Source organism: Bradyrhizobium sp. WD16 (genome assembly GCF_024181725.1).
Classification (GTDB): Bacteria; Pseudomonadota; Alphaproteobacteria; order Rhizobiales; family Xanthobacteraceae; genus Bradyrhizobium_A.
The window spans coordinates 3,603,593-3,628,328 of the sequence record NZ_CP028908.1 but is presented as its reverse complement, the minus strand read 5'-3'; the positions used below and the strand labels follow the sequence as shown (position 1 = coordinate 3,628,328).

Below are 24,736 nucleotides of genomic sequence, written 5' to 3'. Positions count from 1 at the left end.
TCAGGCGGCGCGCAGATGGCCGACGAAGCGATCAACATCGTTGCGCAGGTCGTCGGACAGGCGCGCCAGCATTCTCGCCGAGTCCAGCACCTCACCGGCTGCAGCGCCGGTCTCCGTTGCCGCCTCGCTGACGCCGACGATATGCCCCGACACCTGGGACGTGCCTTCCGAAGCCTGCATCACGTTGCGGGCGATCTCCCGGGTCGCGGCGCCTTGTTGCTCGACCGCGGCGGCGATGGCCGCGGCGATCTGGTTGACGCGGTTGATGGTGCCGCCGATCGCGTGGATCGCCTGCACTGAAGCCCGGGTAGCGTCCTGGATCGCTGTCACCTGGGCGGTGATGTCCCCGGTCGCTCTGGCGGTCTGGGTCGCGAGATTCTTCACCTCGGCAGCGACCACGGCGAACCCTTTTCCAGCTTCGCCGGCGCGCGCCGCTTCGATCGTCGCGTTAAGCGCGAGCAGGTTGGTCTGCTCGGCAATGCCGTTGATGAGCTGCACGACGTCGCCGATGCGTTGCGCGGCATCTGCAAGCGCCTGCACTTCGCCATTGGTCCGCTCCGCCTGCATCACCGCTTCCCCGGTGATGCTGGTGGATTCCACCACCTGACGGCTGATCTCGCTGATCGACGCGGAGAGTTCCTCGGTCGCGGCGGCCACGGTCTGGACGTTGGCCGAAGCTTCCTTCGAGACCAGCTCGACGGCGGTCGATTTCGAGCGCCCTTGCTCGGCGGTCGACGACATCGACTGGGCCGTTGCATTGAGCTCATTGGAAGCTCCTGCCAGCGTTTGCAGCGATTCCAGCACCGTCTTTTCGAACTGCGCGATCAAGGTGTCTACCGCGATCTGCCGCCGTTCCCTGCGGGCCTGTTCGGCCTCCTTCTCGCCGGCGAGCTGATCGGCGGCGATCATGTTCTGCTTGAAGACCGCGACGGCGCGGCTCATCGCACCGATCTCGTCCCGGCGATCGAACCCCTGGACTTCGGTCGATAGATCATGGTCGGCGAGACGGCGCATGGACTCGGTCAAGGCGAGGATCGGGGCGCTGACGCGCCGATGCACGATGAGAAAGCCGAGGAGGACCATCGCCACCGCGGCCAGCATCATCAGCCCGTTGACGACGAGGCTACGCGTGCCGGCCGCCATCTGGCGTTCCGCCCGGGCCACCATCTCCTTGAGCGCGGAGTTGGCGACATCGACGCTATAGACGAGGAGCGCCGTATTGAGCTTCTGCAATTCGCTGATCTTGACTTCGATTGTCTGATTGTTGCTCAAGCCCTTGACGACCGCCTTCTGACGCTCCGCCATGGCGAGCGCGTCCGCGCCCTTCGACCGTGCCACCGCCTCCGCGATCGCGCCGGGCGCGTCGGGCCGCGCCGCGGCATCGAGCACCTGAGACCAGGCCTGCGCCGCACGCCCGGTGTCTTCCGCTGCCCCGACGATATCCGTTGCCGTCCAGGGCTTACCGGCCGCAGCGGCATTTTCGATCCGCACGGCCACCAGCCCGCCGAAATTGCGGGCGGCCCAGGCCGACTGCTTGATCGACAGGAGCTGGTCGACCACGGGATCGAACAGCTTGAGGGTCGCTTCCAGCTCACCGGTCAGTTCGACGATGGCATCGAGATAGGCCTGCGCCGCCCGGGCATAGTCGGCTGCGATCGTCGCGCTGCGCGCCGCCTTGGGCTGGTGGATCGCAGCATCCGCATTTTTCCGCAGAGACGACAGGGCGTCGTGGGCCAAGGTCAGCCTGACGAGCAGTGCGGAAAGATTCTGGTCAACAACCCCGGCGAGATGCTCCTGCACGGCCTTGTAGGCGTTCTCCGAGGCCTGGCGATTGGTCGCAATCCGGGCATCGGCGACTGTATCGGCCGGCGCCTCAGCGATCAGCGCTGGATTGACGGTACCGCGCTCAAGACGAAACCCGAGCAGGGTGGCGAACAGCTGCTGGCTCGTCCCGGCCAGGGTCTCGACCCGTCGGGCGGCGGTGTTGCGCTCGATCGCGCCGAGCACGCCCATCGACGACAATCCGACCAGCAAGACGCCGAGCAGGCCGATCATCAGCCCCAGAACTGCTCGGATCGACAGATTGGCAAACAGCTTCATCGCGCGCGCCCGTATGATTGAAGTTCACTCGATCATATCCGGGCAAGCTTAAGATTTAGTATGCCGGTTTTTCCCTCATACCTGCGAACGCAAGCCTGAGGGGCGCACAACGGGCGCGGGCGCGACCGGCACATGAAGCGCGAAGAACCGCTCCGGCGCGTGGATGAGGCGATAGGCGCGCCGGCTCGGGCGATCCCAGCGAGCGACCAAAGCCCCGCAGCAGCTGCAGAGAAATTCTCCGCCCTCGCCGCGGAGTGATAACGATTCGGCGCAGCGATAACTTGCGCCGCATCCGCAGTTGATATCCGTGATGACCATCGTGGCTCCTCCGCTTTCCACCCGGGGTATCATCCATAGCCCCGTCTCCCGCCCCTTGATCCTGCGCAATTGTAGCAGTGACGCCCTGCAACCGCAGGCCGGCGGCGACAGCGGTTATGACAATCAGATGAATGATCTAGTGTCCTGTCTCCGAATTACCGCTTCGTTTGCCTCACCCTCGCACGGTAATTCGGAGACATAAGGACACTAGAAAAATCAAAGTGCTAGTGTGGCTTATGTCTCGCAATTGCCTACGAGAGGCTTGCCGCAAAGGCGGTAGGCAATTGCGAGACGCCACACTAGTGTCCCGTTTCCAACGTTCGTATCCCATCTAGCGCAAGACGTCGGCTCCGTTAAATGGCAGATTGGCCACGCCGCCCGAAGGACAGGCCATGAAGTCCCGGATGATCGAAGAACTCGGCGAGACCGCCGTCCTGTTGCCAAAGCTGGTTTCGGAGGGTCTGCGTGCCAACGATCGTATCAAGGTGCGGCTGAGCGCCTTGCAGGCCGCGGCGCTGCACGCCCGAGAACCGATGCGTCCCGTGACGGATCTCGATGTCGAGTGCCGCCAGGCGGGGCTTGCACCCGCTGCGATTAGTCCAATCATCGCCGGAGCTCATCTCGTCGGCGAGGGTCGCATCGCCGCGCCGGCCCTTAACCGCCTGATGAAGGACATTGCCGAGGACACTCTCGCGATGATCGACGCCGTCGCTGCCGCTGACCCGGCGGCAGGCGCCGGTGTGAAGGATCGGCTCATCGCGATCAGGGGCGGCGGCGCGCTGAACGCCGGCGACGATATCGATGCGGCGCAGATCGCCAGACTGACTGCCGTGGCGGAAAGCGGCGGCGACAGCCTGCACCGCCTGGTGCTGGATCTGCACAAGCAACTCAACAGGCTGGCCGCCGGCTGCGCCGAGGAGGAACTGGCGGGCGCGCGGGTCTTCGGCCTCGCGCCGCAGGATCACCGCGCCGTCGAGGCCTTCATGCGCGGTCTCGCCGAAACCCGCGGACTCAAATTCGACCATCCCGGACTCGATACGCTGGCGACGCGCTCCGGCGAGCGGCTGGTGATCCAGAACGACATCGGCACGACTGACGCCCATGTCGTGGTGATCTCGGTAGAAGGCAATGCCGTGACGGTAACCTATACCGACGTGCATCGCCCGCGCGCGAAGTTCCTGATCTCGCTGATGGAGGGCCACGACTTCGTCTGGAGCGGTCTCGACCGCCATGACGCCGAAGGATTGGGCGACGACGGCTTCTATCTGGTCACCGGACGCCTTGAGACGGATAGCGCCGCCGAACGCGACGCCGCCCTTGCCGCGCTCGGCGCGACGCTGGTGTTCCTGATCGACTGGAACCGGGCTCGTAAACTGCTGCGCGACTATGTCGGCAAGACGGATGCCGTCTCGATCCTGACCTGGGCAGCGCGGGCGAGGGTCGGGCATCGCGCGTTCCTCGAACTCGGCGGCAGCGAACTGATCGGCGCGGCGGTCCGCAATGCGGCGCCGACGCGCATCGGTTTCGGTGAACGCCTCGACGAAGTGCTGGGCCGCGGCGGAGCGGTCGATTTTCTCAAGACCACGCTGCGCATGTCGACCGACGGTCTTACCGCCGGCCGCTCGGTCAGGCTGGTGCGCGACAGCATCGAGTCCGATCTCGTCCGTCGCCTCGAAAGTGTCGACGTCACCCTGCTCGCCATCGTCATCCGCCAGGCCGGACTTGCCCATGATATCGCCGCGGCCCTCGCTCACCACGTCGCCACGCTACAGACCGGCCGGAGCTGCGACGGCAGCACCCTCGCCGCCCGCGCCGCGGCGATCGAGCGCAAGGCCGATCGGATCGCCATCGAAGCGCGCGGCGATATCGCCCGTCTGCAGGGCGGCGCGATGATCGAACAGTTCGTCGATCGCCTCGAAGACGCGATCGACGACCTCGAACAGGCCACCTTTGTCGCCTCGCTGCTGCCGGCGAAGATCGACGCGACCTGCGTGCCGGCGCTGGTCGGCCTTTGCCATGAGGCGCTGTCCGGCATCGAGGCGGCAGCCAGCGGACTTGCCGCGGTTTGCGAGATACCGGAGGGAAACCAGATCGATTCCGAGGACGCACTCGCCTGTGTTGCGCGCCTCTCCGATGCCGAGCATGCCGCCGACGCCCACGAAAGGCACCTGACGGCGCTGGCCCTGAGCGGAACGATCGAAATGCCCCAGGCGCTCGCCATCCTCGAACTCGCGCGGGCGATCGAGCGGGCGACCGATCGATTGGCCGGCTTCGGACATCTGCTGCGTCGCTACCTCATGACCGACCTGACCGCCTGACGAGACCTGCCATGACCCTCATCCTCATCGGCGATGGAAGCAAGCGGCATCATTCCGCCGAGAACATCGGCGCCAAGGCCGCCAATCTCGCCCGCATGGCAGCGCTCGGACTGCCGGTGCCTCCGGCCTTCGTCCTGCCGGTCCGGCTCTGTGCCGCCGTGATCCGCGGCGACCGCCGCGCCGGCCGAGAACTACGCGACAGTCTCAAGCAGGGCGTCGCCTTTCTCGAGGGGCAGACCGGGAAGCGAATCGGCGATCGACGGCGCCCGCTTCTGGTCTCGGTGCGCTCCGGGGCCGAACGATCGATGCCCGGCATGCTGGACACCGTCCTCGATGTCGGCTGCACTCTGGACGCCGTGCAGGGACTGATCCGCAGCACCGGACGCCCGCGACTCGCCTGGGACTGCCGGCGGCGCTTCCTGGAGAGTTACGCCGAGACGGTGCTGGGCCTGGCACCGGCGCCGTTCACCGCCCGCCGTGACGCGGCCGTCGCCGCCGACGGCGCGACGAGCGAACGCGATCTCGACAGCGTCGCGCTCGAGGATCTCGCGGCTGAACACCTCGCCCTGATCGAGGAGGCTGGAGAAATCTGGTCAGACGACGCCATGGCGCAGCTCGAAGCTGCCGCCGGCGCCGTCTATCGATCCTGGACCAGCGAACGCGCCAACACCTATCGCCGCCTGCAGAATCTGGAATCCCTCCAGGGTACCGCGGTCACCGTTCAAGCGATGGTGTACGGCAATTCGGGGCCTTCCTCCGGCGCCGGTGTCGCATTCTCCCGCGACCCGTCGAGCGGCACGCCGCGGCCGGTGATCGACATGGTGCTTGACGGCCAGGGCGAGGACGTCGTCTCGGGCCGGCGCCCGCCCGATACTGCGGAGACCATCGCCCGTGCGCTACCGAATCTCGCGACAGAACTCAGCGCCGTGCTCTTCCGCCTCGAGCGCGCGTTCGGCGATGTCCAGGATGTCGAATTCACCGTCGAGGATGGCCGTTTGTGGCTCCTGCAGACCCGGGATGCCAAGCGAACGCCTCGCGCTGCCCTGCGCTTTGCCGTGGATTTCGTCCGCGAGGGCGTGCTGACGCCGCAAGCGGGCTTGCGCCGGATTCAGGGCATCGACCTCGACGCCATCGCCGAGACGCGGCTGATCGATGCCGGCGAACCTGCGGCCCAAGGCGTCGGCGCCAGCGCAGGTGTCGCTGTCGGCCGGGCCGCCTTCAGCACCGAGGATGCGCGGCAGATCGCCGCTGCGGGCGATCCCGTCATCCTGCTTCGTCCCGAAGCCAGCACCGGCGACATCGCCGGCTTTGCCGTGGCGTCCGGCATCGTGACGGTGACCGGGGCACTAACCTCCCACGCGGCGCTGGTGGCGCGCCAACTCGGCAAGCCCTGCATCGTCGGCTGCACGCGCCTGCGCCTCGATGGCCCCGGAGGCGCGATGCTGGAGGATGCCCGCCTTGGTGAAGGCGATTGGCTCTCGATCGATGGGAGCGACGGCAAGGTCTATCTCGGCCGCTTCAAAGTGGCCACCCTGCATCCCGAGGCCGAACTCGCCGAAGTCGCAAGATGGGAAGCCGATCGCGCCACAGCGACCTGAGCCTGTCATCGACCGCGGGATGGGGGAATTAAGTCCGATGCGTCCGCCCCGGAGCTGACCACCGCTATCAGGAGCGTGCCATGAATGATCGTTCCGCCATTGTCGTGCTGGTCCCGCCGCTCGTCTCTTGCGTCATCGAGCTTGCCGGCGCGCCCGCCGGGAACCTTGCCGCTCTGCTGGCGCGATGGAGACGGGACACTAGCGCCTGCGCGCGACGATCTCCGAAAGCTCAACGAACATTCAACCGACGCTCGGCATGGGACAAAAAGCAATGGCCGGGCTCAGCCGGCCATTGCTCAAGACCGAGAGGCGATAACGTCTACTGAATCGGCGCCACCACGTCCGGATTATAGAACTGCTTCACACTCATCTTCGGCAGCATGCCGGTTTCGGCGTAGATGTCGAGCATGGTCTGGATCGCCTCGAAGTTCGGCGCCGCCACCGGATCGCGGCCGAAATCGTTGCTCTTGAGCAGATAGGTCTCCAGCACCGCCGGCGGCGCCTTCATCACCTCGGACACCACCTTGATCGTCTCCTCGCGATTGGCCAGCGCCATCTTCATGCCGCGGGTGATATCCGCGACATAGGCCTTCACCAGATCAGGATTCTTGTCGACGAAATCGGCCCGGCAGGCCTCAAGGATGTGGACGATGTTCGGCATCGCCTCGGAGAGTGCAAACAGCTTGCGGGTGCCGCCCTTGGCCTCGGCGCGGGCGGCAAAGGGCTGGTTCATGTTGACCGCATCGACCCGGCCCTGACGCAGCGCATCCTCCGACACGGCGAAACCGACTTCGACCAGCTTGATATCCTTTTCCGGGTCGACGCCGTTCTTCTTCAGCAGCATGGCGAAAGGACCATAGGTGCCGCCGCCGAGCACGGAGATGCCGACCGTCTTGCCCTTCAGGTCAGCGATCGTCTTGATCGGAGAGTCCTCCTTGACCGCCCAATACACCGAGAACCCGCCGGGTTTCTCGAACACATGCTGGGCGACGATATAGGCCTTCAGCCCGCCATTGACCGCGCCGTTGGCGAGGGACAACGGCGCCTGCGTCGCGCAATCCAGCGCGCCGGCGGCAAGCGCCTGGGTCATCGGCGAGGTGCCCTGAAACTGGGTCCATTCGATCTTGTACTTCTTGCCGAGATCGGGGAACTGGTCCGGCCGCTTCATCATCCAGTATTTGGACTCTTCCGCCGGAATGGTCCAGCCGACCCGGATGGTCTGCTGCGCCATGGCGCCATTGGCCGTCACCAGCGCCGCCAGCGTAGCGCCCGCCACAGTCACCCGCTTCATCATGTTGCGCATGCTAATATCCCCATCCTCTCGTCAGCGCGCCGTCGCAGCAAAGTGTTTCATGCTTCAAACGTTACAGCAAGATAGTTCATGCCCCACTAGTGTCCTGTCTCCGAATGACCGTGCGAGGGTGAGGCAAACGAAGCGGTAATTCGGAGACAGGACACTAGTGTGGCGTCTCGCAATTGCCTACCGCCTTCGCGGCAACCCTCTCGTAGGCAATTGCGAGACATAAGCCACACCAGCACTTTGATTTTGCTAGTGTCCCTATGTCTCCGAATGACCGTGAGAGTGCGAGGCAAACGTAGCGGTAATTCGGAGACGGGGCACTAGTTCTCGGAAAAGCCGCGCAGCAGCATCTTGCGTAGCCCATTGAGCGCAGCATTGAGGATCAGCCCAAGCAGCGAAATCGAGATCAGCGGCACGAACATGTCGACCGTCTGGAAGCTGCGCGCCGCGCGCACCAGCAGATAGCCGAGCCCGTTGGTCGAGGAGATCATCTCGGCCAGGAAGACGACGATGCAGGAGATCACCAGTCCAATGCGACAGCCGGTGAGGATCGACGGCAGCGCGGCCGGCAGCACCACCTTGTAGATCACCTCGCGCGGCGGCGTTCCGGCGGCGAGCGCCGACCATATGAGCTTCTGCTCGACCATCGAGGCGCCGTAATAGGTGGAGAGCAGGATCGGAAACAGCGCGTCGGCAGTGACGAGCGCCATCTTCGAAGCGTGATCAAAGCCGAGCAGCAGCAAGAGGGCCGGATAGAGCGCGACCTTTGGCACCGGCGCCAGCACGCGCACGATCGGCCTGATGACGGCGCCGACGGTGGGATTGACCGCGGCCATGAGCCCGATGCCGACGCCGAGGACCACGGCGACGGCAAAGCCGACGAACAGCCGCAGCAGCGTCGCGCCGGCCTGGTCGAGAAACTCGCCGGTGGCGAGTTGATGGCCGAGCCGCGCGAAGACGAGAGCCGGCGGCGGCAGCAGCGCGATCGGCGCGGCCCCGAACGACACCAGCGCCTGCCAGAGCAATCCCAGCCCCAGGATCGGCAGCAGCCCAAGCAACAGTTCGCGAGAGAACAAGCGTGCGATCATGAGAAACTCAGCGGAATGTCCTGCGCCGATTCCGACCAGGAGACCAACGCACGGCGCAAGCGGTCGAACGCGCCGTCGAGCACGATGCCCAGCGCGCCGATGATGATGATCATGGCGAAGACGGTGTCGTACTGCCCCATGTCGAGCGCGTTGAACAGGATGTTGCCGGCGCCGGACTTCCTTGCGATCATCTCGCTGGTGACCATGGTGATCAGCGCCAGCACGAGACCGGTGCGACAGCCCGCGAGGATTTCCGGCAAGGCCGCCGGCAACACGATCCGCAGCATGCGTTGCGGCGCCGACATTCCCATCGCCGCGCCCGACCACAGCATCTTTTCCTCCACGGCGCGGGCGCCCTGGAACGAGTGATAGATGATCGGCAGCGTCACCGCGAGAAAGATGACGAGGGTCTTCGAGAGATCGCCGACGCCGAGCCAGAGCATGATGATCGGCATCAACGCGGCCTTGGGCACCGGGTAAATCACCATCAGCAGCGGATTGGCGAGCGCGGCCACCGTCTTGACCCGGCCCATGAGCAGCCCGAGCGGGATCGCGACCACCACGGCGGCCGAGAGGCCGATGATCATGCGCCGGATGGAATCGAGAATGTTGACGAGGGATTCGCGGTCGGTGAGGATCTGCGGCACGGCGCGCAGAGCCTCCAGCGCCGACGGCACGCTCTCCGTGGTCAGCAGCAGCGACGCGAGTTGCCAGACCGCCAGCAGACCGAGGCAGGCCAGCACCGGCGCGAAACGCACGAGCCAGCGCCGCGACGCCGCCCCCGCGCTCATGCGCGGTGCTCGATGTCGGGAGCGTCCTCGATCAGCTTCTCGATGTCGACGACGTATTTCTGGTAATGCGGATCGAGCAGGAGGTCGGCGCGTCGGCGTGGCCGCGGCAGATCGATATCGATCACCGCCTTGATGCGGCCCGGCGAGCGCGTCATCACCACGACCTTGTCGGAGAGAAACACCGCCTCGTCCACCGCGTGGGTAACGAACAGCACGGTCTTGCGGTCGCGTTCCCAGATATCAAGCAGATCGTTCTGCAACCGGGTCCGGGTGTGGGCGTCGAGCGCGCCGAACGGCTCGTCCATCAGCAGCACCGCCGGATTATAGGCGAGCGTTCGGGCAATGGCGACGCGCTGCTTCATGCCGCCGGACAGTTCCTTGGGATAGAAGCCCTCGAAGCCCTTCAGCCCGACCATCTCGAGCAACTGCCGAGCGCGCGCCTCGGCCGCGGTGCGAGCCACGCCCTGCTGGCGCAGCCCGTAGGTGACATTGCCCAGCACCGTCTTCCAGGGAAACAGCGCGAATTCCTGGAACACCGGGCCGCGATCGGGACCAGGCCCGGTGACTGGCTTGTCGCGCATGCTGACCTTGCCGGCCGTCGGTCTGACGAAGCCGCCGACGATGTAGAGCAAGGTCGACTTGCCGCAGCCGGACGGTCCGAGGATCGAGACGAAGGCGCCATCGTCAATCGACAGCGAGATGTCGGAAAGCGCCAGATGGCTCTTGCGCCCGGCGGTCTCGAAGCTTTGCGAGACGCCCCTGATCTCGATGACGGTTGGCGGCGCGGCGTGCGGCTGCGATGCAAGATGATCGTCATGCAGCAGTGTCAACGGCCTCATTCTCGACCCTTGGGTTGGCGCGGGCGGAACATCACGGACCATATTCTACCCCAGCCCTCAAATTACTTTAAGATTAGAATTAACGCGCGATGCCCATGAAAGCTGCCGGCTTTTTCGGCGCTCGGGCCGCGCCGGCCGCCGCGACGGTGCGCGGGCGATGCGGCATGTTGCTGACAACGCTTTCAGATCCGCTGCGCAGGTCTGATTCCGGCTTTCGCTAGTGTGGCGTCTCGCAATTGCCTACCGCCTTCGCGGCAAGCCTCTCGTAGGCAATTGCGAGACATAAGCCACACTAGCACTTTGATTTTGCTAGTGTCCTTATGTCTTCGAATGACCGTGCGAGCATGAGGCAAATGGAGCGGTCATTCGGAGACAGGACACTAGATCAGCTGGGCGAACCACAGAAAACCGACGCGATCGCCGGGGGCGACCTGGCTGATGTCCTCGGGCAGTTCGACGAGACCATCGGTGTGCGTCAGGGACGAGAGCAGCCCGGCGCCTTCACGCGGAAACTTGATCGCTTCGACGCTTCCATCGGCAGCGATCCTTAGATGGGCCCGGACATATTCGCGCCGGCCCGGCTTCTTACGATAGCTGAAGGCGGCGCGCACCGGCAGCGGAAGCGGACGCTGCCAGCGGGCGCCGGCCAGCGCGGCGATCGCCGGCTGGACCACGTGGACGAAGGTGACGAAACTCGCCACCGGATTACCCGGCAGGCCGATCAGCGCGGCGCCTTCGATGACGCCCATGGCGACCGGCCGTCCCGGCTTGATCGCCATACGCCACAACACCAGCCGGCCAGCGCTTTCCACTGCAGCCTTGACGTGATCCTCCTCGCCGGTCGAGACGCCTCCCGATGTGACGATCAGGTCATTGCCCTTCGCGGCCTCGGCAAGCACGGCCGCGACACGCTCGGCATCATCCGGCACGATACCGAAATCGCTCACTGCGCAGCCCTGGCGGCGCAGCATGGTGGCGAGCATCACGCGGTTGGAATCGTAGAGCTGCGACGGGCCCCGCGGCGCACCCGGCTCGACCACCTCGTCACCGGTCGAAAGCACAGCGACACGGATGCGCCGCCGCACATCGACTTCGGTGAAACCGAGTGCCGCAGCCACGGCCAGTTCCTGCGGCCGCAACCGCGTTCCCGCGGCAAGGGCGACACTGCCTGCGGCGATGTCCTCGCCCGCAGGACGGACATTCGCTCCAGCTTTGAGGCCCGGCGGCAACAGCACACTGCCATCGCCCTGAAGCTGGACGTCCTCCTGCATGAAGACGGTGTCGAGGCCCGGCGGCATCGGGGCGCCGGTGAATATCCGCAGAGCGTGGCCCGAGTGCGGCGTTGCGGCCCGCCCGCCCGCGGCGAGCCGCCCCTCCACCTGGAATCGCCCGGCTTCTCCTGCGGGCAGATCGCCGCTCGCCACGGCGAAACCATCGACGGCCGAGTTGGTGAAGGGCGGCACCGGCAGCGGCGCAACGACATCGCTGGCGAGGATACGCCCGTCGGCCTCGGCAAGGGCAACGCCTTCGGTTTCGGATACTGCCGTCATGCGCGTGGAGATCAGCTTGACGGCCTCGTCCACCGAGAGCATCGGCCCGCCGAAGGCGAAGCAGTCGTCGGATAGCTGAGCCATCATTTCTCTCCACGCGCTGCGGCCGCAAGCACGTCGGCAATCGGCCGTGCCGCCGCCAGCGCCAGTTTCGCCACCGCCGCCGCATCGTCGAGCGACGCCAGCGGCAACCGCGTCTCGAGTTCGATATCGCTGGCGATGCCGACGATCGCCGGATCGCCAGGATAGAGCAGCGGCTTGCCGTTGGCCTGCCGGTACACCTCGATTTTGGGATGGCTGCCGGCCTTGAAGCCCTCGACGATGACGAGATCAGCCGGCGAGAGCTTGCGGAGCAGTTCGTCGAGCGGTGGCTCGGCATCGCTGCGCAATTCATGCATCAGGGCCCAGCGCCGGCTGGATGCGACCAGCACCTCGAAGGCGCCGGCCTTTCGGTGCAGCCAGGAATCCTTGCCGGGCACGTCGACATCGAAATTGTGGTGGGCATGCTTGACGGTCGATACCCGCAATCCCTGCGCCGCAAGCTGCGGGATCAATCGCTGCAGCAGTGTGGTCTTGCCGGCGCCACTCCAGCCGGCGAGGCCGATGATCTTCATGAGGCGGCTCCGCTCGTCACGCGTTGACATCGCCCCGACATGGAGAGGCCGCACGCCAGCCCGAACGTGCCGAACGCCATCAGGCTTGCAAAAGACGGCGCCTCGGCTATCTCAGGGGCATGATCGCGCACCCCGTCATCGGCCTCATTCTCGCCGGCGGCCTCGCCCGCCGCATGGGCGGCGGCGACAAGCCCATGCGCATGATCGGCGGCAAGACCCTCCTCGCGCGCGTCATCGACCGGCTGGCGCCGCAATGCGACCACCTGGTGCTCAATGCCAACGGCGATCCGCGCCGCTTCGCGGCTACCCACCTGCCGGTGGTGGCGGACTCGATCGAAGGTTTTGCCGGTCCTCTCGCCGGAATTCTCGCCGGCCTCGATTTCGTCGCGAGCCGCTATCCGAAAGCCGAGCTCATGGTGAGCGCCGCCGGCGATTGCCCGTTCCTGCCGCGCGACCTGGTCTCCCGCCTTGTCGCCGCCCGCAGCGCCGAAAGCGCCGAGATCGCGGTCGCCGCATCCGGCGATGAGACCCACCACACCATTGCGCTGTGGCCGGTCAAGCTGCGCGAAGCGCTGCGCCATGCCCTGACGCAGGAGAACATCCGCGCGGTGCATCGCTTCACCGCGCGCCATCGCCTCGCCCTGGTGGCGTGGCCGGCAACGCCGTTCGACCCGTTCTTCAACGCCAATACCGAAGCCGACCTCGCCATCGCCGAGCAGATCGCCCGCGACGAGGACGGCTGACGGCGGAATGAGGGCGCTGTTCATGCCGGTTCAAACCCGGCATGGCGGAGCGCGGCGCGGCTTTCGTCGGACCGCAGCGAAGCGAGAAATGCCTGCACGGCGGGCCGGTCGCGGCGCGCGGCGACCAGCGCAAAATCGTAATGCTCTTCGGTCAGCGGCAGAAAGCCGAGGCCAGCGATGCGGGCGACGGGCGCGATGGTGACCCCCCAGTCGGCCCGCCCCTGGGCTACCGCTGCGGCCACCGCATTATGCGAGCGCGGCTGGTTGAAGTATCCGTCGGGTCGGGCGCCATCGAGCAGGCGGTCGATCAGGATGCGGGTCCCCGCCCCCTGGTTGCGGTTGACCATCAGACAGGCTCCGTCAGCGAGCGCCGCCTGCACCGCGTCGGCGGCGCTCAGGCCCTTGAAGCGATCATCGTCGATGCGAAAGACGAAGCCCTGCATGCGCCGCCAGCCCGGCACCAATTCCAGGCCCTCGCTGAGATAGGGCGTGTTGTAGGTTTCGCTCGCCGCGTCAAAGAGATGGATCGGCGCGAAGTCGCATTCGCCGCGGCGCGCGGCCGCTAATCCGCCAAGACTGCCGACAGCAATGCTGCGCACGTTGAGCCCGGCGCGAGCGAGCGGGGAGGTGACGAGATCGAGCCCGGTGCAGTGGCTGCCGATGATGACGAGATCGGGCACGCGGGCGTGAGGCGTGAACAGCGTCACTTCGATACTGCTTCCGGCGGGCAGGTGATCCGCAAGCGCATCGACCCGCAGAAAGCCGTCGGCCTGGGCGAAGGAGGTGATGGCGCCGGAGCCCTTTCCGGTCGGATAGGCGATCAGACCATCGACGCCCGCGACCAGCGACACCATGACGAATTCGGTGCGGCCGAGTTCGGATGAGACGCGCAGCGGCAGCGTCGCCATGACTTTCGTCTCGGCGCGGGGCGGCAGTCCGGCCAACCGGCGCAGCACCGGCACGATCATGTCGTGGAAGGTGAACATCGCCGAGGTCGGGAAGCCCGGCAGCACCACCACAGGCTTTCCGCTGCAGACTGCGAGGCACAACGGCTTGCCCGGTTTGAGCGCGATGCCGTGGGCGACGATGCCCGGCGGCCCGAGCCGGGCGATGATGCGATGGGACACATCCCCCTCGCCCTTCGAGGTGCCGCCGGACAGGATCACCATGTCGTAGGTTTCGACCGCGCCGGCGAGCACCTCGGCGAGCTTGTCCTCCTGGTCGGGAAAGGCTCCGAGGAAAACCGGCTCGCCGCCGTTCTCGGCGACCGCCGCGGTGACGATCGCGCCGTTCGAATCGTAAATCGCCGCCGGCTGCAGTTCCGCCCCGGGCTGCACCAATTCGTCGCCGGTGGAGATCACCGCGACCTTCGGCTTGCGGATCACGAGCACGCGCGCCAGGCCGCAAGCGGCGAGCATGCCAATCTCGCGCGAGCCGATGAGCGTGCCGGCGCGCAGCAGCACCTCGCGGCGAGCAATGTCGGAACCGGCATAGGAGACGAACTGGCCGGGCAACGCCGGTCGCCGCAACGCGATCCGCACGCCGGCCGGCTGGGTATGCTCGACCATGACCACCGCATCGGCACCGCGCGGCAGCGGCCCGCCAGTCGCGATGACGCTGGCCTCGCCTCGCCCGATGGTCCGCCGCGGCGCGACACCGCAGGCAATCACCTCGCCGGTCAGATCGAGGTGCACCGGAGCGGTCTCGCTGGCGGCGGCGGTGTCGGCGGCGCGGACGGCGAAACCGTCGACATTGGCGCGATCGAACGGAGGCACGTCGATCGGCGCCACCACGTCGTGCGCCAACACGAGACCCAGCGCTGCGGCGAGATCGCACTCGACCGCCGGCAGCGGCCGCGGAAACAGCGCCGACGCGAACCGTGCCATCGCCTCTTCGCGCGACAGCACGTCGAGAAACTGGGTCTGGTCGCCTTTGGCACGCTCCGGCACGGCTTTGGTCGACTGATCTGCCATTGTCATCATCATCCAGCGCGTAGCGGCGAGGCCGCGAGCGCCTCGCCGGCCGCATGGCCTTCGCTGCCCGGCGCCACCGCGACCCAGGCATCCGCCGCAGCCAGCGCGGCGACCGGCAGGTCGCCGACGGCAAGCGGCAGCCAGCCCTCGCTGGTGTCGCGCAGCAGCACCACCTCGGTCAAGCCGATCTGCGAAGCGATCTTGCGCACCAGCGGCCGCACCACCCTCCGACGATGACCACGCCCCGCCAGCCAGTCCAGGATCGGTTCGGCCAGTGTCCACCACGCTGCCAATGCCGCAGCGCCGGCCCCCGGACAGGCGACAACCGGAACCCGGCCGTGCAGCGCCGCGGCGGCACTGCGCCCCGGCTGCAACGCCATGCCATGAACCGGCAGGGCCCCCGCGGCGGCGAGCGCTGCGACCGTGGCATCGCCGGGCCCGGCACCGGTCCCGCCGACAGTGAGAACGACGTCGGCCTCGACCGCTGCCAGCGCCGCCATCACGGCCGCCACGTCACGACCACCGGCGCGGCTGCGCAGCACCTGCGCGCCGGCGGCTCGGGCAAGCGCCACGAGCAAATCGGCGGTCGCAGTCGATCCGTCCGACGCCGGAACGTCGATCAGAGCCAGACGCGGACGGCGGACGCTGAGGTCGGCCAGCCCGGCCTGGCGAGCAACGAAGAGGTCAACGAGGGTGACCGCACGGCCCTGCTGGATCAGCGTCTGACCGGCCGGAGCGTCCTCGCCGGCCCGACGCACGCCCTGGCCCGGGATCGCTTCGCCGAGCGCCTGAAAGACGGGGCCAACACGCTCGACCGCACTGTCCTCGAGCACGCAGTCGCAGCCTGCCGGCAGGCTGCCGCCGACCGCGACGAAGGCCGGCGCGCTGGGCAGCGGCACCGGCGTGTATGCTGACGCGCCGGTGAGATCGGCGGCGGTCAATGCCCAGCCGTCGATCATCGCCACGGCTCGCGCCGGCAGCGCGCAAGGCAAGGGCGCCATCGCCGCGGCCACGCAGCCAAAACTCTCGTCGAGCGGCAGCGCCACCGGCACGACGGGCCCGCATCCGGCACGAAGCCGTGCCAGCACGTCGTCGATCGGCGTCAGGAATGCTGGCCGGAGCTGTGTCATGGTCCGACTGTGACCGATCGGGTCACCAATCCGCAACCGTGGCGCCGGGCGCCCTCACGACCGGTTCTTGTCGGCATCCGGGAAGAAGAGCTGCTGGCCGTCGATGCGGTAGCCGGCGATCGCCGCCTGGCCTTCGGGCGAGATCAGCCAGTCGACGAAGGCCTGGCCCTCCTTCACCTTCACATTCGGGAATTTTCCGGGGTTGACCAGCATGACGCCGTATTGATTGAACAGCCGCTTGTCGCCCTCGACCAAGACATCGAGATCGCCGCGGTTCTTGAACGAGATCCAGGTGCCGCGGTCGGACAGCAGATAGGCATTGCTGGCGCTCGCCATGTTGAGCGCCGCGCCCATGCCCTGGCCGATGTCACGGTACCAGCTGCCCTTGCCGGCCGACGGATCGATCCCCGCCTGCTTCCACAGCGCAAGCTCTGCGGTATGCGTGCCGGAACGGTCGCCGCGCGAGACGAACGGCGCGCCCTTGTCACGAATAGCGGTCAGCGCGGAGACGATGTCCTTCGACCCCTTGACGCCGGCCGGATCGCCCTTCGGCCCGATCAGGACGAAGTCGTTGTACATCACGTCGTAACGTTTGACGCCGAAGCCGTCGGCGAGGAATTTTTCCTCCAGCGGCCGCGCATGCACGAAGACCACATCGGCGTCGCCGCGCCGTGCGGTGTCCAGCGCCTGGCCGGTGCCCTGCGCGATCACCTTCACCTCGATGCCGGTCTTGGCCTTGAACAGCGGCAGGATGTGACCGAACAGCCCCGAATCCTGGGTCGACGTGGTGGACGCCACCACGATGGAGCGATCTTCGGCGCAGCTTGGTGCAATGCTGCCAGCGCCGAAGACGAGCAAGGCGAGCAGCGCGGCAATTGGGGCCGAGGACCTGCGTGACGACATGGGAAACTCCTTCTCTGAGGTCAGATGACGATCTCGCCGCGCAGGAAGGCGGCGGCTTCGGCGTTCGGGGGGCGATCGAAAAACGCATCTGTGGCGGCGCGCGCCCGGACGCTTCCGCGCAGCATGAAGACCACCTCGCCGGCGAGGCGGCGAACCTGGCCGAGGTCATGCGAGGCCATCACCACCTTGATGCCGGCCCCCGATGCCGCGCGGACGATTTCCTCGACTGCTTTGGTCGCAGCGGGGTCGAGGCTCGCGGTCGGCTCGTCGAGCAGCAGGAGTTCCGGATCGCGGGCGAAGGCACGGGCAAGCGCCAGGCGTTGCTGCTCGCCGCCGGACAGCCGCCGCGCCGGCCGCTCGCCCAGCTCGGTCAGGCCGACCTGCGCCAGCAGCACCGCCAGCCGCGCCGGCACCTCGCGCCGGCTGGCGCCGGACTGACGCAGCGCATAGACGATGTTGCCTGCGGCCGAGCGGCGCAGCATCACCGGCCGCTGGAATAGCAGCGCGCGGCGCTTGAAGCCCGAGCCCTCGCGGCCACCCCAGGTGATGCGGCCCGAGGTCGGCGCAGCGAGCCCCATCAGGACACGCAGCAGAGACGACTTGCCGGCGCCGTTCGGGCCGACGATCACGGTCGGCGGACCGGGTGCGATCGTCAGATCGACATCGTCGAGCAGCCGCGCCGGGCCTGCGTCAAGCGTGACGTGCTCCAGAACCACCGGCAATTCGCTGAGCGGCGCACGCATCATATCGCCTGCCGCTCGGCCACGGCGCGCACGCCCCAGGCAGCGGCATTGATGGCGAGCACGAGCACGACCAGGATCAGGCCGAGCCCCATGGCCAGCGCGAGGTCGCCCTTGGAAGTCTCGAGCGCGATCGCCGTGGTCATGGTGCGGGTGAAGCCGTCGATATTACCGCCGACGATCATCACCGCGCCTACCTCGGCGGCGGCCCGGCCGAACCCGGCGAGCAGCGCAGTGACCAGGCTGATGCGGGCGTCCCACAGCAGTGTCGTCACACGGTCGAGCGGGCCGACATCCATGGCCGTCAGTTCATCGCGATATTCGCTCCACATATCCTCAACCGTCTGCCGCGTCAAAGCGGCAATGATCGGCAGGATCAGCGCAGCCTGAGCGAAGATCATGGCCGTGGGCGTGAACAGCAGGCCGAAATGTCCAAGCGGTCCCGAGCGCGACAGCAGAAGGTAGAGGGCGAGCCCGACCACCACCGGCGGCAGTCCCATGAAGGCATTCAGCGCCACGACGACGACATCACGTCCCGGAAACCGCACCAGGGCGAGAAACGCACCGAACGGCAATCCGACCATGGCGGCGAGCATCACCGCCGACAGGCTGACCAGCAACGACAGCCGTACGATCGCGAACAGCGTCGCGTCGCCACTCACGATCAGGTGCCATGCATCAAGCGCGCCGGGCATCGTGCGGTATCAACTCCAGTTTGCAGGCGGGCATCCCATTCCCTCCGCCCGGGAAGGGAGTTTACCGCAGACCGGCATCCCGACAGAAGGGGGCGGGTGGAATTGAGCAGACGTCCCTCGCCGCACCCCGACTGCCCGGACGCGCACCGGCCGCCCGCCGGCACCAAGGGCTGGATATGGAGGGACGATTAATTTACCCGCCCGGCCCCGCCGCTGGCAACGTCTAGCGTCCCGGTTCTAACGTTCGTCTTCCCTTGCGGCGAGCACTTCTACGAACGTTAGAACCAAAGGGACACTAGCAAAATCAAAAAGCTAGTGCGGTTTTGGATCTGACGCTCGTACGAAGAACTCGCTGCAATACGGATACGAGCGTCAGATCCACCGCACTAGTGTTCCGTCTCCGAATTACCGCTTCGTTTGCCTCACCCTCGCACGGTCATTCGGAGACATCGGGACACTAGCAAAATCAAAAAGCTAGTGCGGTTTTGGATCTGACGCTCGTACGAAGAACTCGCTGCAATACGGATACGAGCGTCAGATCCACCGCACTAGTGTCCCGTCTCCGAATTACCGCTTCGTTTGCCTCACCCTCGCACGGTCATTCGGAGACATCGGGACACTAGCAAAATCAAAAAGCTAGTGTGGCTTATGTCTCGCAATTGCCTATGAGAGGCTTGCCGCAAAGGCATAGGCAATTGCGAGACGCCACACTAGCGCCGCGTCACTCCGCCGCCGAGTGCAGTTCGACCGGCTCGGCCCGGACCGCGCAGAACTTGAATTCCGGGATCTTGCCGAAGGGATCGAGCGCCGGGTTGGTCAGGAGATTGGCCGCCGCCTCGGCGTAGCAGAACGGCATGAACACCATGTTCTCGGGCACGTCGCGGTCGGCGCGGATCTTGATCTCCACCGCCCCGCGCCGCGTCATCAGCCGGGCGAAGTCGCCGGGCTTGAGCCCCATCCGCCGCATGTCTTTCGGCGCCATGAAGGCGACCGCCTCGGGCTCGATCTGGTCGAGCACGCCGGCGCGGCGGGTCATGGAGCCGGTGTGCCAGTGCTCGAGCACCCGCCCGGTGGACAGCACCATGGGATATTCGCCGTCGGGCAATTCATCCGGCGGGACGACGTGGGCCGGGACGATCTTGCCGCGGCCGCTCTCGGTGGGGAAGCCGGTGGTGAAGATGATCTCGTTGCCCGGCTTGTCGGGCGAATCGACGGGATAGGTGACGGCGCCTTCGTTCTCCAGCCGCTCCCAGGTGATGTTCTTGAGCGAGGGCATGACCTGCGTCATCTCCGCGAAGACGTCGGCCGGACCGGCATAGTCCCACGGCAGGCCCATGCGGCGCGCGATCTCCTGAATGATCCACAGGTCCTGGCGGGCGCCGCTCGGCGGGTCGATGACCTGGCGGGCGATCTGCACACGCCGGTCGGTGTTGGTGAAGGTGCCGACCTTCTCGGCAAAGGCCGAGGCCGGCAGGATCACGTCGGCGTGGAAGGCGGTCTCGGTGACGAACAGGTCCTGAACCACGAGATGGTCGAGCTTGGCCAATGCCTCGCGGGCATGTTGCAGGTCCGGATCCGACATCGCGGGATTTTCGCCCTCGATATACATGCCGTGTATCTCGCCGGCATGGATGGCATTCATGATCTCCACCACGGTGAGGCCGCGGTTGGGATCGAGCTCCTGGTGCCACAGTTTCTCGAAGGGCTCGCGCAGGTCGGCGCGCCCCACCGGCTGGTAATCCGGCAGGAACATCGGAATGAGGCCGGCATCGGAGGCGCCCTGAACGTTATTCTGGCCACGCAGCGGATGCAGTCCGGTGCCGGGCCGGCCGATCTGACCGGTGACGAGCGCGAGCGCGATCAGGCAGCGCGCATTGTCGGTGCCATGGACATGCTGGCTGATACCCATGCCCCAGAAGATGATCGAGGCGCGCGAGGTCGCGTAGAGGCGCGCGACTTCCCGCAGTGTCTCCGCCGGAACGCCGCAGATCGGCTCCATCTTTTCCGGCGTGAAGTCCTTGATGCGCTCCTTGAGATCGTCGAAACCCTCAGTATAGCCGGCGATGTACTGTTCGTCCGTCAGCCCCTCGGTGACGATGGTGTTGAGCATCGCATTCAGCATCGCGACGTCGCTGCCCGGCTTGAAGGCGAGATGCTTGTAGGCATGCCGCGACAGCGTCTGCCGCCGCGGGTCCATCACGACCAGCTTGGCGCCGCGCTGGGCGGCGTTCTTGATGTAGGTGGCGGCGACGGGATGATTGACCGTCGGATTGGCGCCGATCACGATGATCACCTCGGCGTCCATGGCGGCGGCGAAGGGGGCCGATACCGCGCCGGAATTGAGCCCCTCCATCAGCGCCGCCACCGACGAGGCATGGCACAGCCGGGTGCAGTGGTCGACATTGTTGGAGCGAAAGCCGGTGCGCACCAGCTTCTGGAACAGATAGGCCTCTTCGTTGGAGCCCTTGGCGGAGCCGAAGCCGGCCAGTGCCTTGGGGCCCTTCTCGTCGCGGATCTTGACGAGCCCCTTGGCGGCGATGTCGAGCGCCTCTTCCCACGACGCTTCGCGGAAGTGGGTGAAGGGATCGGCAGGATCGACCTGATCGTTGGCGTCCTTCCGCGCCTTCGGCAGCCGCACCAGCGGCTTGGTCAGCCGATGCGGGTGGTGGATGTAGTCGAAGCCGAAGCGGCCCTTGACGCAGAGCCGGTTGTGATTGGCCGGGCCATCGCGACCTTCGGCATAGACGATCTTCTCGTCCTTGACCTGATAGGTGACCTGGCAGCCGACGCCGCAGAACGGACAAAGCGAATCGACCTTGCGGTCGGCATAGACCGTCCGGGTCTGCCTGTCGTCGAGCAGCGCGGCGGGCATCAGGGCACCGGTGGGGCAAGCCTGGACGCATTCGCCGCAGGCGACGCAGGTGGATTGGCCCATGGGGTCGTCGAAGTCGAACACGATCTTGGCGCCGGCATTGCGATAGGCCATGCCAATCACGTCGTTGACCTGGACCTCGCGGCAGGCGCGGACGCACAACCCGCACTGAATGCAGGCATCGAGGTTGACGCGCATGGCGGGATGGCTGGCATCGCCGGCCCGGCGCCCGGCCGCCGGAAAGCGGCTCTCCGTGACGCCGACCCGCTCCGCCCAGTGCCAGAACTTCGAATCCGGATCATGGGCCGTGGCACGAGCCGGCTGATCGGCGACCAAGAGTTCCATCACCATCTTGCGCGCGGCTGAGGCGCGCAGGCTTTCGGTCGTCACCTTCATGCCCGCCGTCGGCATGCGCTTGCACGACGCGGCGAGCACGCGCTCGCCCTCGATCTCGACCATGCAGGCGCGGCAATTGCCGTCGGCGCGATAGTCCGGCGCGGGCGAATAGCACAGATGCGGAATCTCGGTACCGAGGCGCTCGGCGACCTGCCAGATCGTTTCGCCCGGACGTGCCAGGACCTCGCGGCCATCGAGTTCGAAGGCAATGGTCTGGGGCTTGGTCATTCGGCCGCCTCCGCGAATTCCTCGGGGAAATACCTAATCACGCAGATCAGCGGATTCGAGGCCGCCTGGCCGAGCCCGCAGATCGAGGCATCCCGCATGGTCTGGCTCAATTCCTCCAGCAAAGGCCGGTTCCAGACCCGCTCCTGCATCAGGACCGCGGCCTTCTGGGTGCCGACCCGACACGGCGTGCACTGGCCGCAGCTTTCATCCTCGAAGAAGCGCATCAGATTGAGCGCCGCTTGCTTGACGTCATCGTGATCGGACAGCACGACGATCGCCGCCGAACCGATGAAGCAGCCGTATTTCTCCAATGTGCCGAAATCGAGCGGAATGTCGCCCATGCTCGCCGGCAGGATGCCGCCCGAGGCGCCGCCCGGCAGATATGCGCGGAAGTTGTGGCCTTCGGCCATGCCGCCGCAATATTCCCCGATCAGTTCCCGGATGGTCAGTCCAGCCGGGGCCAGCTTGACGCCCGGATTCTTCACCCGTCCGGACACCGAATAGCTGCGCAGCCCATGACGGCCATTGCGGCCCTGGGAGGTCCACCACGACGCGCCCTTCTCGACGAGGTCGCGCACCCAGTACAGGGTCTCGACATTGTTGATCAGCGTCGGCTGGCCGAACAGTCCGACCTGGAACGGATAGGGCGGCTTGTGCCGAGGCAGGCCGCGCTTGCCCTCGATACTCTCCAGCAGCGAGGATTCCTCGCCGCAGATATAGGCGCCGGCGCCACGGCGCATATGCAGGCGCGGCCCGTCCGGGGGCAGTTTCGCGATCTCGCGGGTCAGGATCTCGCGAGCGGCCGGATATTCGTCGCGCAGGTAGATGTAGACGTCCTCGGCCTCGACCACATGGGCGGCGATCAGCGTCCCCTCGAGAAAGCGGTGCGGGTCGCCGTTGAGATAGAGGCGATCCTTGAACGTGCCGGGTTCGCCCTCGTCGCCGTTCACCGCCATCAGCCGCGACCCGGGCTCGCCGAGAACGGCGCGCCATTTGCGGCCGGTGGGGAAGCCGGCACCGCCGAGACCACGCAGACTGGAATCGTCCAGCACCTTGAGGATGTCTTCCTTGCCGATACGACCGGCCCGGAGGTCGTTGAGCAGCTTATAGCCGCCACCCTGCACATAGGCGTCATAGTCCACGTAGGCAGGAATATGCTGATGGGTGTCGCCGCGCTCGGCAGTGGCAAGAACCTCTGCGGGCGTCGCCTCCTGGACGAAGTGATGCCCGACCTCGGCAACCGGCGCGACATCGCACAGCCCGACACAAGGGGCGCGCACCACCCGCACGTTCGGGCCGGCCTGACGCTGCAATTCCGAGTAGAGCTTGCCGGCGCCCAGCATGGCGCAGGTGATGGAGTCGCAGACACGGATGGTCAGCGGCGGAATGCTCTCGTCGCCTTCCTTCACGACGTCGAAATGGGCGTAAAAGGTTGCGGTCTCGAACACCTCCGCGAAGGACAGCTTCATCTCGTCGGCGAGCGCCGCAAGGTGCGCCGCCGAGATCTGATGATAGGTGTCCTGAACGAGATGGAGATGCTCGATCAGCAGGTCGCGCCGGCGCGGCCGGTTGCCGAGCAGCATGGCGATCTCATCCGCGGCGCCCGGATCAACCTGGCGCCCCTTGGGCGTCGGCTTGGCGTGCCCCCGCCCCTCGCCCGGATGCTCGAAGGGCCGCACCTTGCGCGGGTCCTCAGCGTGCCGGTCCTCTGGATGTATCCCGTTGCTGCTCATCAGGATTTTTCTCGCTTCCGCCCCGCCGACAGGGATCGACTGTACGTTCTGGCATGCCAGATGCCAAGAGGAATTACGCCTAATTCCCAGGATCCCAGTTGGACCCAAGCTAACAGGATTTTCGCACTTCCTCACGGGTCATCGCCGCAGCGCTGGGGCGCGGTTCCATAACCACCACTTATTCCCGCCACCGCAGTCCCAGCCTCGACGACGGGCCTGCCACAACCAGTTGCTGCGGCCGATCCTACAACCAAACAAACATGTGTGTTTCGGCATGCCTTCGCGCCAGCGTTGCGATTGGATGCAAGCGGGCTGGGAGCTATTTCAGGAATGCGTTTTTTAGTTTTGCTTGCGCTGGCGTCATTGTGCGCCGGCTGCGCCTCTGTGACCCGTGGCTGGGAGGAGCAGATCGCCATCTCATTGACGCCCTCAGGCGTCGAAGCCGTCGTCTCAGGTTCGAGCTATCCGGCGCCGTGCATCACGCCCTGCGCGATCAAGATCAAGCGCAACGACGAGATCAGCATCGCCTTCAACAAGGAAGGCTACGAGCCACAGGTGGTGACGTTGACGCGGGAGATCGCCTCGACCGGAGCCGCCGGCTTCGCCGGAAACCTGTTGCTCGGCGGCGGCGGCGGCATGGTTGTCGATGGAGCGAGCGGAGCGGCGATGGATCACAAGCCGAACCCTGTGATCGTCACCATGCAGCCGGTGGCGCCGCCCCGGCCGAAACCGATCAACCGCCGCCCGCCCGCCAAGCCGGTGAGCTGAGGATTGCCGAAGACTGCGCCGAGGATTGCAAGAGTGCGG

The 24,736-nt window shown here is 66.3% G+C and carries 18 protein-coding genes; 4 read left to right on the top strand and 14 right to left on the bottom strand.

Annotation, left to right across the window (positions count from 1 at the left end):
* Positions 1-2,100, bottom strand: coding sequence for a methyl-accepting chemotaxis protein (locus DB459_RS16815; protein WP_253706418.1), 2,100 nt, complete (start codon positions 2,098-2,100; stop codon positions 1-3).
* A gap of 710 nt (positions 2,101-2,810) precedes the next feature.
* Between DB459_RS16815 and DB459_RS16810 the strand changes: the two genes are divergently transcribed.
* Both DB459_RS16810 and DB459_RS16805 read left to right on the top strand, forming a co-directional pair.
* Positions 2,811-4,736 carry a hypothetical protein gene (locus DB459_RS16810; RefSeq protein WP_253706416.1) on the top strand — a complete coding sequence of 642 codons (1,926 nt, stop codon included), beginning with the start codon at positions 2,811-2,813 and terminating at the stop codon, positions 4,734-4,736.
* Between the two features lie 11 nt (positions 4,737-4,747).
* Positions 4,748-6,334 carry a PEP/pyruvate-binding domain-containing protein gene (locus tag DB459_RS16805; RefSeq protein WP_253706415.1) on the top strand — a complete coding sequence of 529 codons (1,587 nt, stop codon included), beginning with the start codon at positions 4,748-4,750 and terminating at the stop codon, positions 6,332-6,334.
* Positions 6,335-6,653: 319 nt separating this feature from the next.
* Here DB459_RS16805 and DB459_RS16800 read toward each other — a convergent pair whose 3' ends face one another.
* The 6 genes from DB459_RS16800 to mobB form a co-directional block, all read right to left on the bottom strand.
* Positions 6,654-7,628, bottom strand: a complete 975-nt coding sequence (locus DB459_RS16800) for an ABC transporter substrate-binding protein (protein ID WP_371926992.1) — start codon at positions 7,626-7,628, stop codon at positions 6,654-6,656.
* 326 nt (positions 7,629-7,954) lie between these two features.
* Positions 7,955-8,722, bottom strand: a complete 768-nt coding sequence (locus DB459_RS16795; protein ID WP_253706412.1) for an ABC transporter permease — start codon at positions 8,720-8,722, stop codon at positions 7,955-7,957.
* Positions 8,719-9,513, bottom strand: a complete 795-nt coding sequence (locus DB459_RS16790) for an ABC transporter permease (protein ID WP_253706410.1) — start codon at positions 9,511-9,513, stop codon at positions 8,719-8,721. The genes DB459_RS16795 and DB459_RS16790 overlap by 4 nt, the downstream gene beginning before the upstream one ends.
* Entirely contained in the window at positions 9,510-10,352 is an 843-nt protein-coding gene (locus DB459_RS16785) for an ABC transporter ATP-binding protein (protein ID WP_253706408.1), read from the bottom strand. Before DB459_RS16785 ends, DB459_RS16790 begins: the two co-directional genes overlap by 4 nt.
* A gap of 380 nt (positions 10,353-10,732) precedes the next feature.
* Complete coding sequence (gene glp, locus DB459_RS16780; RefSeq protein WP_253706407.1) at positions 10,733-11,986, bottom strand: gephyrin-like molybdotransferase Glp; 1,254 nt, start codon at positions 11,984-11,986, stop codon at positions 10,733-10,735.
* Positions 11,986-12,516 carry a molybdopterin-guanine dinucleotide biosynthesis protein B gene (mobB, locus tag DB459_RS16775; protein ID WP_253706405.1) on the bottom strand — a complete coding sequence of 177 codons (531 nt, stop codon included), beginning with the start codon at positions 12,514-12,516 and terminating at the stop codon, positions 11,986-11,988. Before mobB ends, glp begins: the two co-directional genes overlap by 1 nt.
* Before the next feature lie 119 nt (positions 12,517-12,635).
* Between mobB and mobA the strand changes: the two genes are divergently transcribed.
* Positions 12,636-13,259 carry a molybdenum cofactor guanylyltransferase MobA gene (mobA, locus tag DB459_RS16770; RefSeq protein WP_253706404.1) on the top strand — a complete coding sequence of 208 codons (624 nt, stop codon included), beginning with the start codon at positions 12,636-12,638 and terminating at the stop codon, positions 13,257-13,259.
* Between the two features lie 20 nt (positions 13,260-13,279).
* On the opposite strand, the gene DB459_RS16765 is transcribed toward mobA, so the two are convergent.
* From DB459_RS16765 to DB459_RS16735, 7 genes are all read right to left on the bottom strand, one after another.
* Positions 13,280-15,238: a molybdopterin biosynthesis protein gene (locus DB459_RS16765; RefSeq protein WP_253706403.1), complete on the bottom strand. Its 1,959-nt coding sequence runs from the start codon at positions 15,236-15,238 to the stop codon at positions 13,280-13,282.
* A 2-nt stretch (positions 15,239-15,240) separates the two neighbouring features.
* On the bottom strand, positions 15,241-16,362 hold the full coding sequence (locus DB459_RS16760; RefSeq protein WP_253706402.1) for a molybdopterin-binding protein: 1,122 nt from the start codon (positions 16,360-16,362) through the stop codon (positions 15,241-15,243).
* A gap of 54 nt (positions 16,363-16,416) precedes the next feature.
* Entirely contained in the window at positions 16,417-17,265 is an 849-nt protein-coding gene (locus DB459_RS16755) for a substrate-binding domain-containing protein (protein WP_253706401.1), read from the bottom strand.
* Positions 17,266-17,285: 20 nt separating this feature from the next.
* Complete coding sequence (locus tag DB459_RS16750; RefSeq protein ID WP_253706399.1) at positions 17,286-18,008, bottom strand: ATP-binding cassette domain-containing protein; 723 nt, start codon at positions 18,006-18,008, stop codon at positions 17,286-17,288.
* Complete coding sequence (locus DB459_RS16745) at positions 18,008-18,700, bottom strand: ABC transporter permease (protein WP_253706397.1); 693 nt, start codon at positions 18,698-18,700, stop codon at positions 18,008-18,010. Before DB459_RS16745 ends, DB459_RS16750 begins: the two co-directional genes overlap by 1 nt.
* A gap of 721 nt (positions 18,701-19,421) precedes the next feature.
* Positions 19,422-22,196 (bottom strand): formate dehydrogenase subunit alpha, encoded by a 2,775-nt coding sequence (fdhF, locus tag DB459_RS16740; protein WP_253706396.1) that lies wholly within the window; start codon positions 22,194-22,196, stop codon positions 19,422-19,424.
* Entirely contained in the window at positions 22,193-23,929 is a 1,737-nt protein-coding gene (locus DB459_RS16735; RefSeq protein ID WP_253706394.1) for an NAD(P)H-dependent oxidoreductase subunit E, read from the bottom strand. Before DB459_RS16735 ends, fdhF begins: the two co-directional genes overlap by 4 nt.
* A 330-nt stretch (positions 23,930-24,259) precedes the next feature.
* Between DB459_RS16735 and DB459_RS16730 the strand changes: the two genes are divergently transcribed.
* Positions 24,260-24,697 (top strand): translation initiation factor 2, encoded by a 438-nt coding sequence (locus DB459_RS16730; RefSeq protein ID WP_253706393.1) that lies wholly within the window; start codon positions 24,260-24,262, stop codon positions 24,695-24,697.
* The last annotated feature ends 39 nt before the right edge of the window (positions 24,698-24,736 follow it).

What these genes read in the sequence shown, in the direction of transcription:
- DB459_RS16815 (WP_253706418.1), bottom strand. Translation starts at nt 2,100, where the DNA reads ATGAAGCTGTTTGCCAATCTGTCGATCCGAGCAGTTCTGGGGCTGATG.
- DB459_RS16810 (WP_253706416.1), top strand. Translation starts at nt 2,811, where the DNA reads ATGAAGTCCCGGATGATCGAAGAACTCGGCGAGACCGCCGTCCTGTTG.
- DB459_RS16805 (WP_253706415.1), top strand. Translation starts at nt 4,748, where the DNA reads ATGACCCTCATCCTCATCGGCGATGGAAGCAAGCGGCATCATTCCGCC.
- DB459_RS16800 (WP_371926992.1), bottom strand. Translation starts at nt 7,628, where the DNA reads ATGATGAAGCGGGTGACTGTGGCGGGCGCTACGCTGGCGGCGCTGGTG.
- DB459_RS16795 (WP_253706412.1), bottom strand. Translation starts at nt 8,722, where the DNA reads ATGATCGCACGCTTGTTCTCTCGCGAACTGTTGCTTGGGCTGCTGCCG.
- DB459_RS16790 (WP_253706410.1), bottom strand. Translation starts at nt 9,513, where the DNA reads ATGAGCGCGGGGGCGGCGTCGCGGCGCTGGCTCGTGCGTTTCGCGCCG.
- DB459_RS16785 (WP_253706408.1), bottom strand. Translation starts at nt 10,352, where the DNA reads ATGAGGCCGTTGACACTGCTGCATGACGATCATCTTGCATCGCAGCCG.
- glp (WP_253706407.1), bottom strand. Translation starts at nt 11,986, where the DNA reads ATGGCTCAGCTATCCGACGACTGCTTCGCCTTCGGCGGGCCGATGCTC.
- mobB (WP_253706405.1), bottom strand. Translation starts at nt 12,516, where the DNA reads ATGAAGATCATCGGCCTCGCCGGCTGGAGTGGCGCCGGCAAGACCACA.
- mobA (WP_253706404.1), top strand. Translation starts at nt 12,636, where the DNA reads ATGATCGCGCACCCCGTCATCGGCCTCATTCTCGCCGGCGGCCTCGCC.
- DB459_RS16765 (WP_253706403.1), bottom strand. Translation starts at nt 15,238, where the DNA reads ATGACAATGGCAGATCAGTCGACCAAAGCCGTGCCGGAGCGTGCCAAA.
- DB459_RS16760 (WP_253706402.1), bottom strand. Translation starts at nt 16,362, where the DNA reads ATGACACAGCTCCGGCCAGCATTCCTGACGCCGATCGACGACGTGCTG.
- DB459_RS16755 (WP_253706401.1), bottom strand. Translation starts at nt 17,265, where the DNA reads ATGTCGTCACGCAGGTCCTCGGCCCCAATTGCCGCGCTGCTCGCCTTG.
- DB459_RS16750 (WP_253706399.1), bottom strand. Translation starts at nt 18,008, where the DNA reads ATGCGTGCGCCGCTCAGCGAATTGCCGGTGGTTCTGGAGCACGTCACG.
- DB459_RS16745 (WP_253706397.1), bottom strand. Translation starts at nt 18,700, where the DNA reads ATGCCCGGCGCGCTTGATGCATGGCACCTGATCGTGAGTGGCGACGCG.
- fdhF (WP_253706396.1), bottom strand. Translation starts at nt 22,196, where the DNA reads ATGACCAAGCCCCAGACCATTGCCTTCGAACTCGATGGCCGCGAGGTC.
- DB459_RS16735 (WP_253706394.1), bottom strand. Translation starts at nt 23,929, where the DNA reads ATGAGCAGCAACGGGATACATCCAGAGGACCGGCACGCTGAGGACCCG.
- DB459_RS16730 (WP_253706393.1), top strand. Translation starts at nt 24,260, where the DNA reads ATGCGTTTTTTAGTTTTGCTTGCGCTGGCGTCATTGTGCGCCGGCTGC.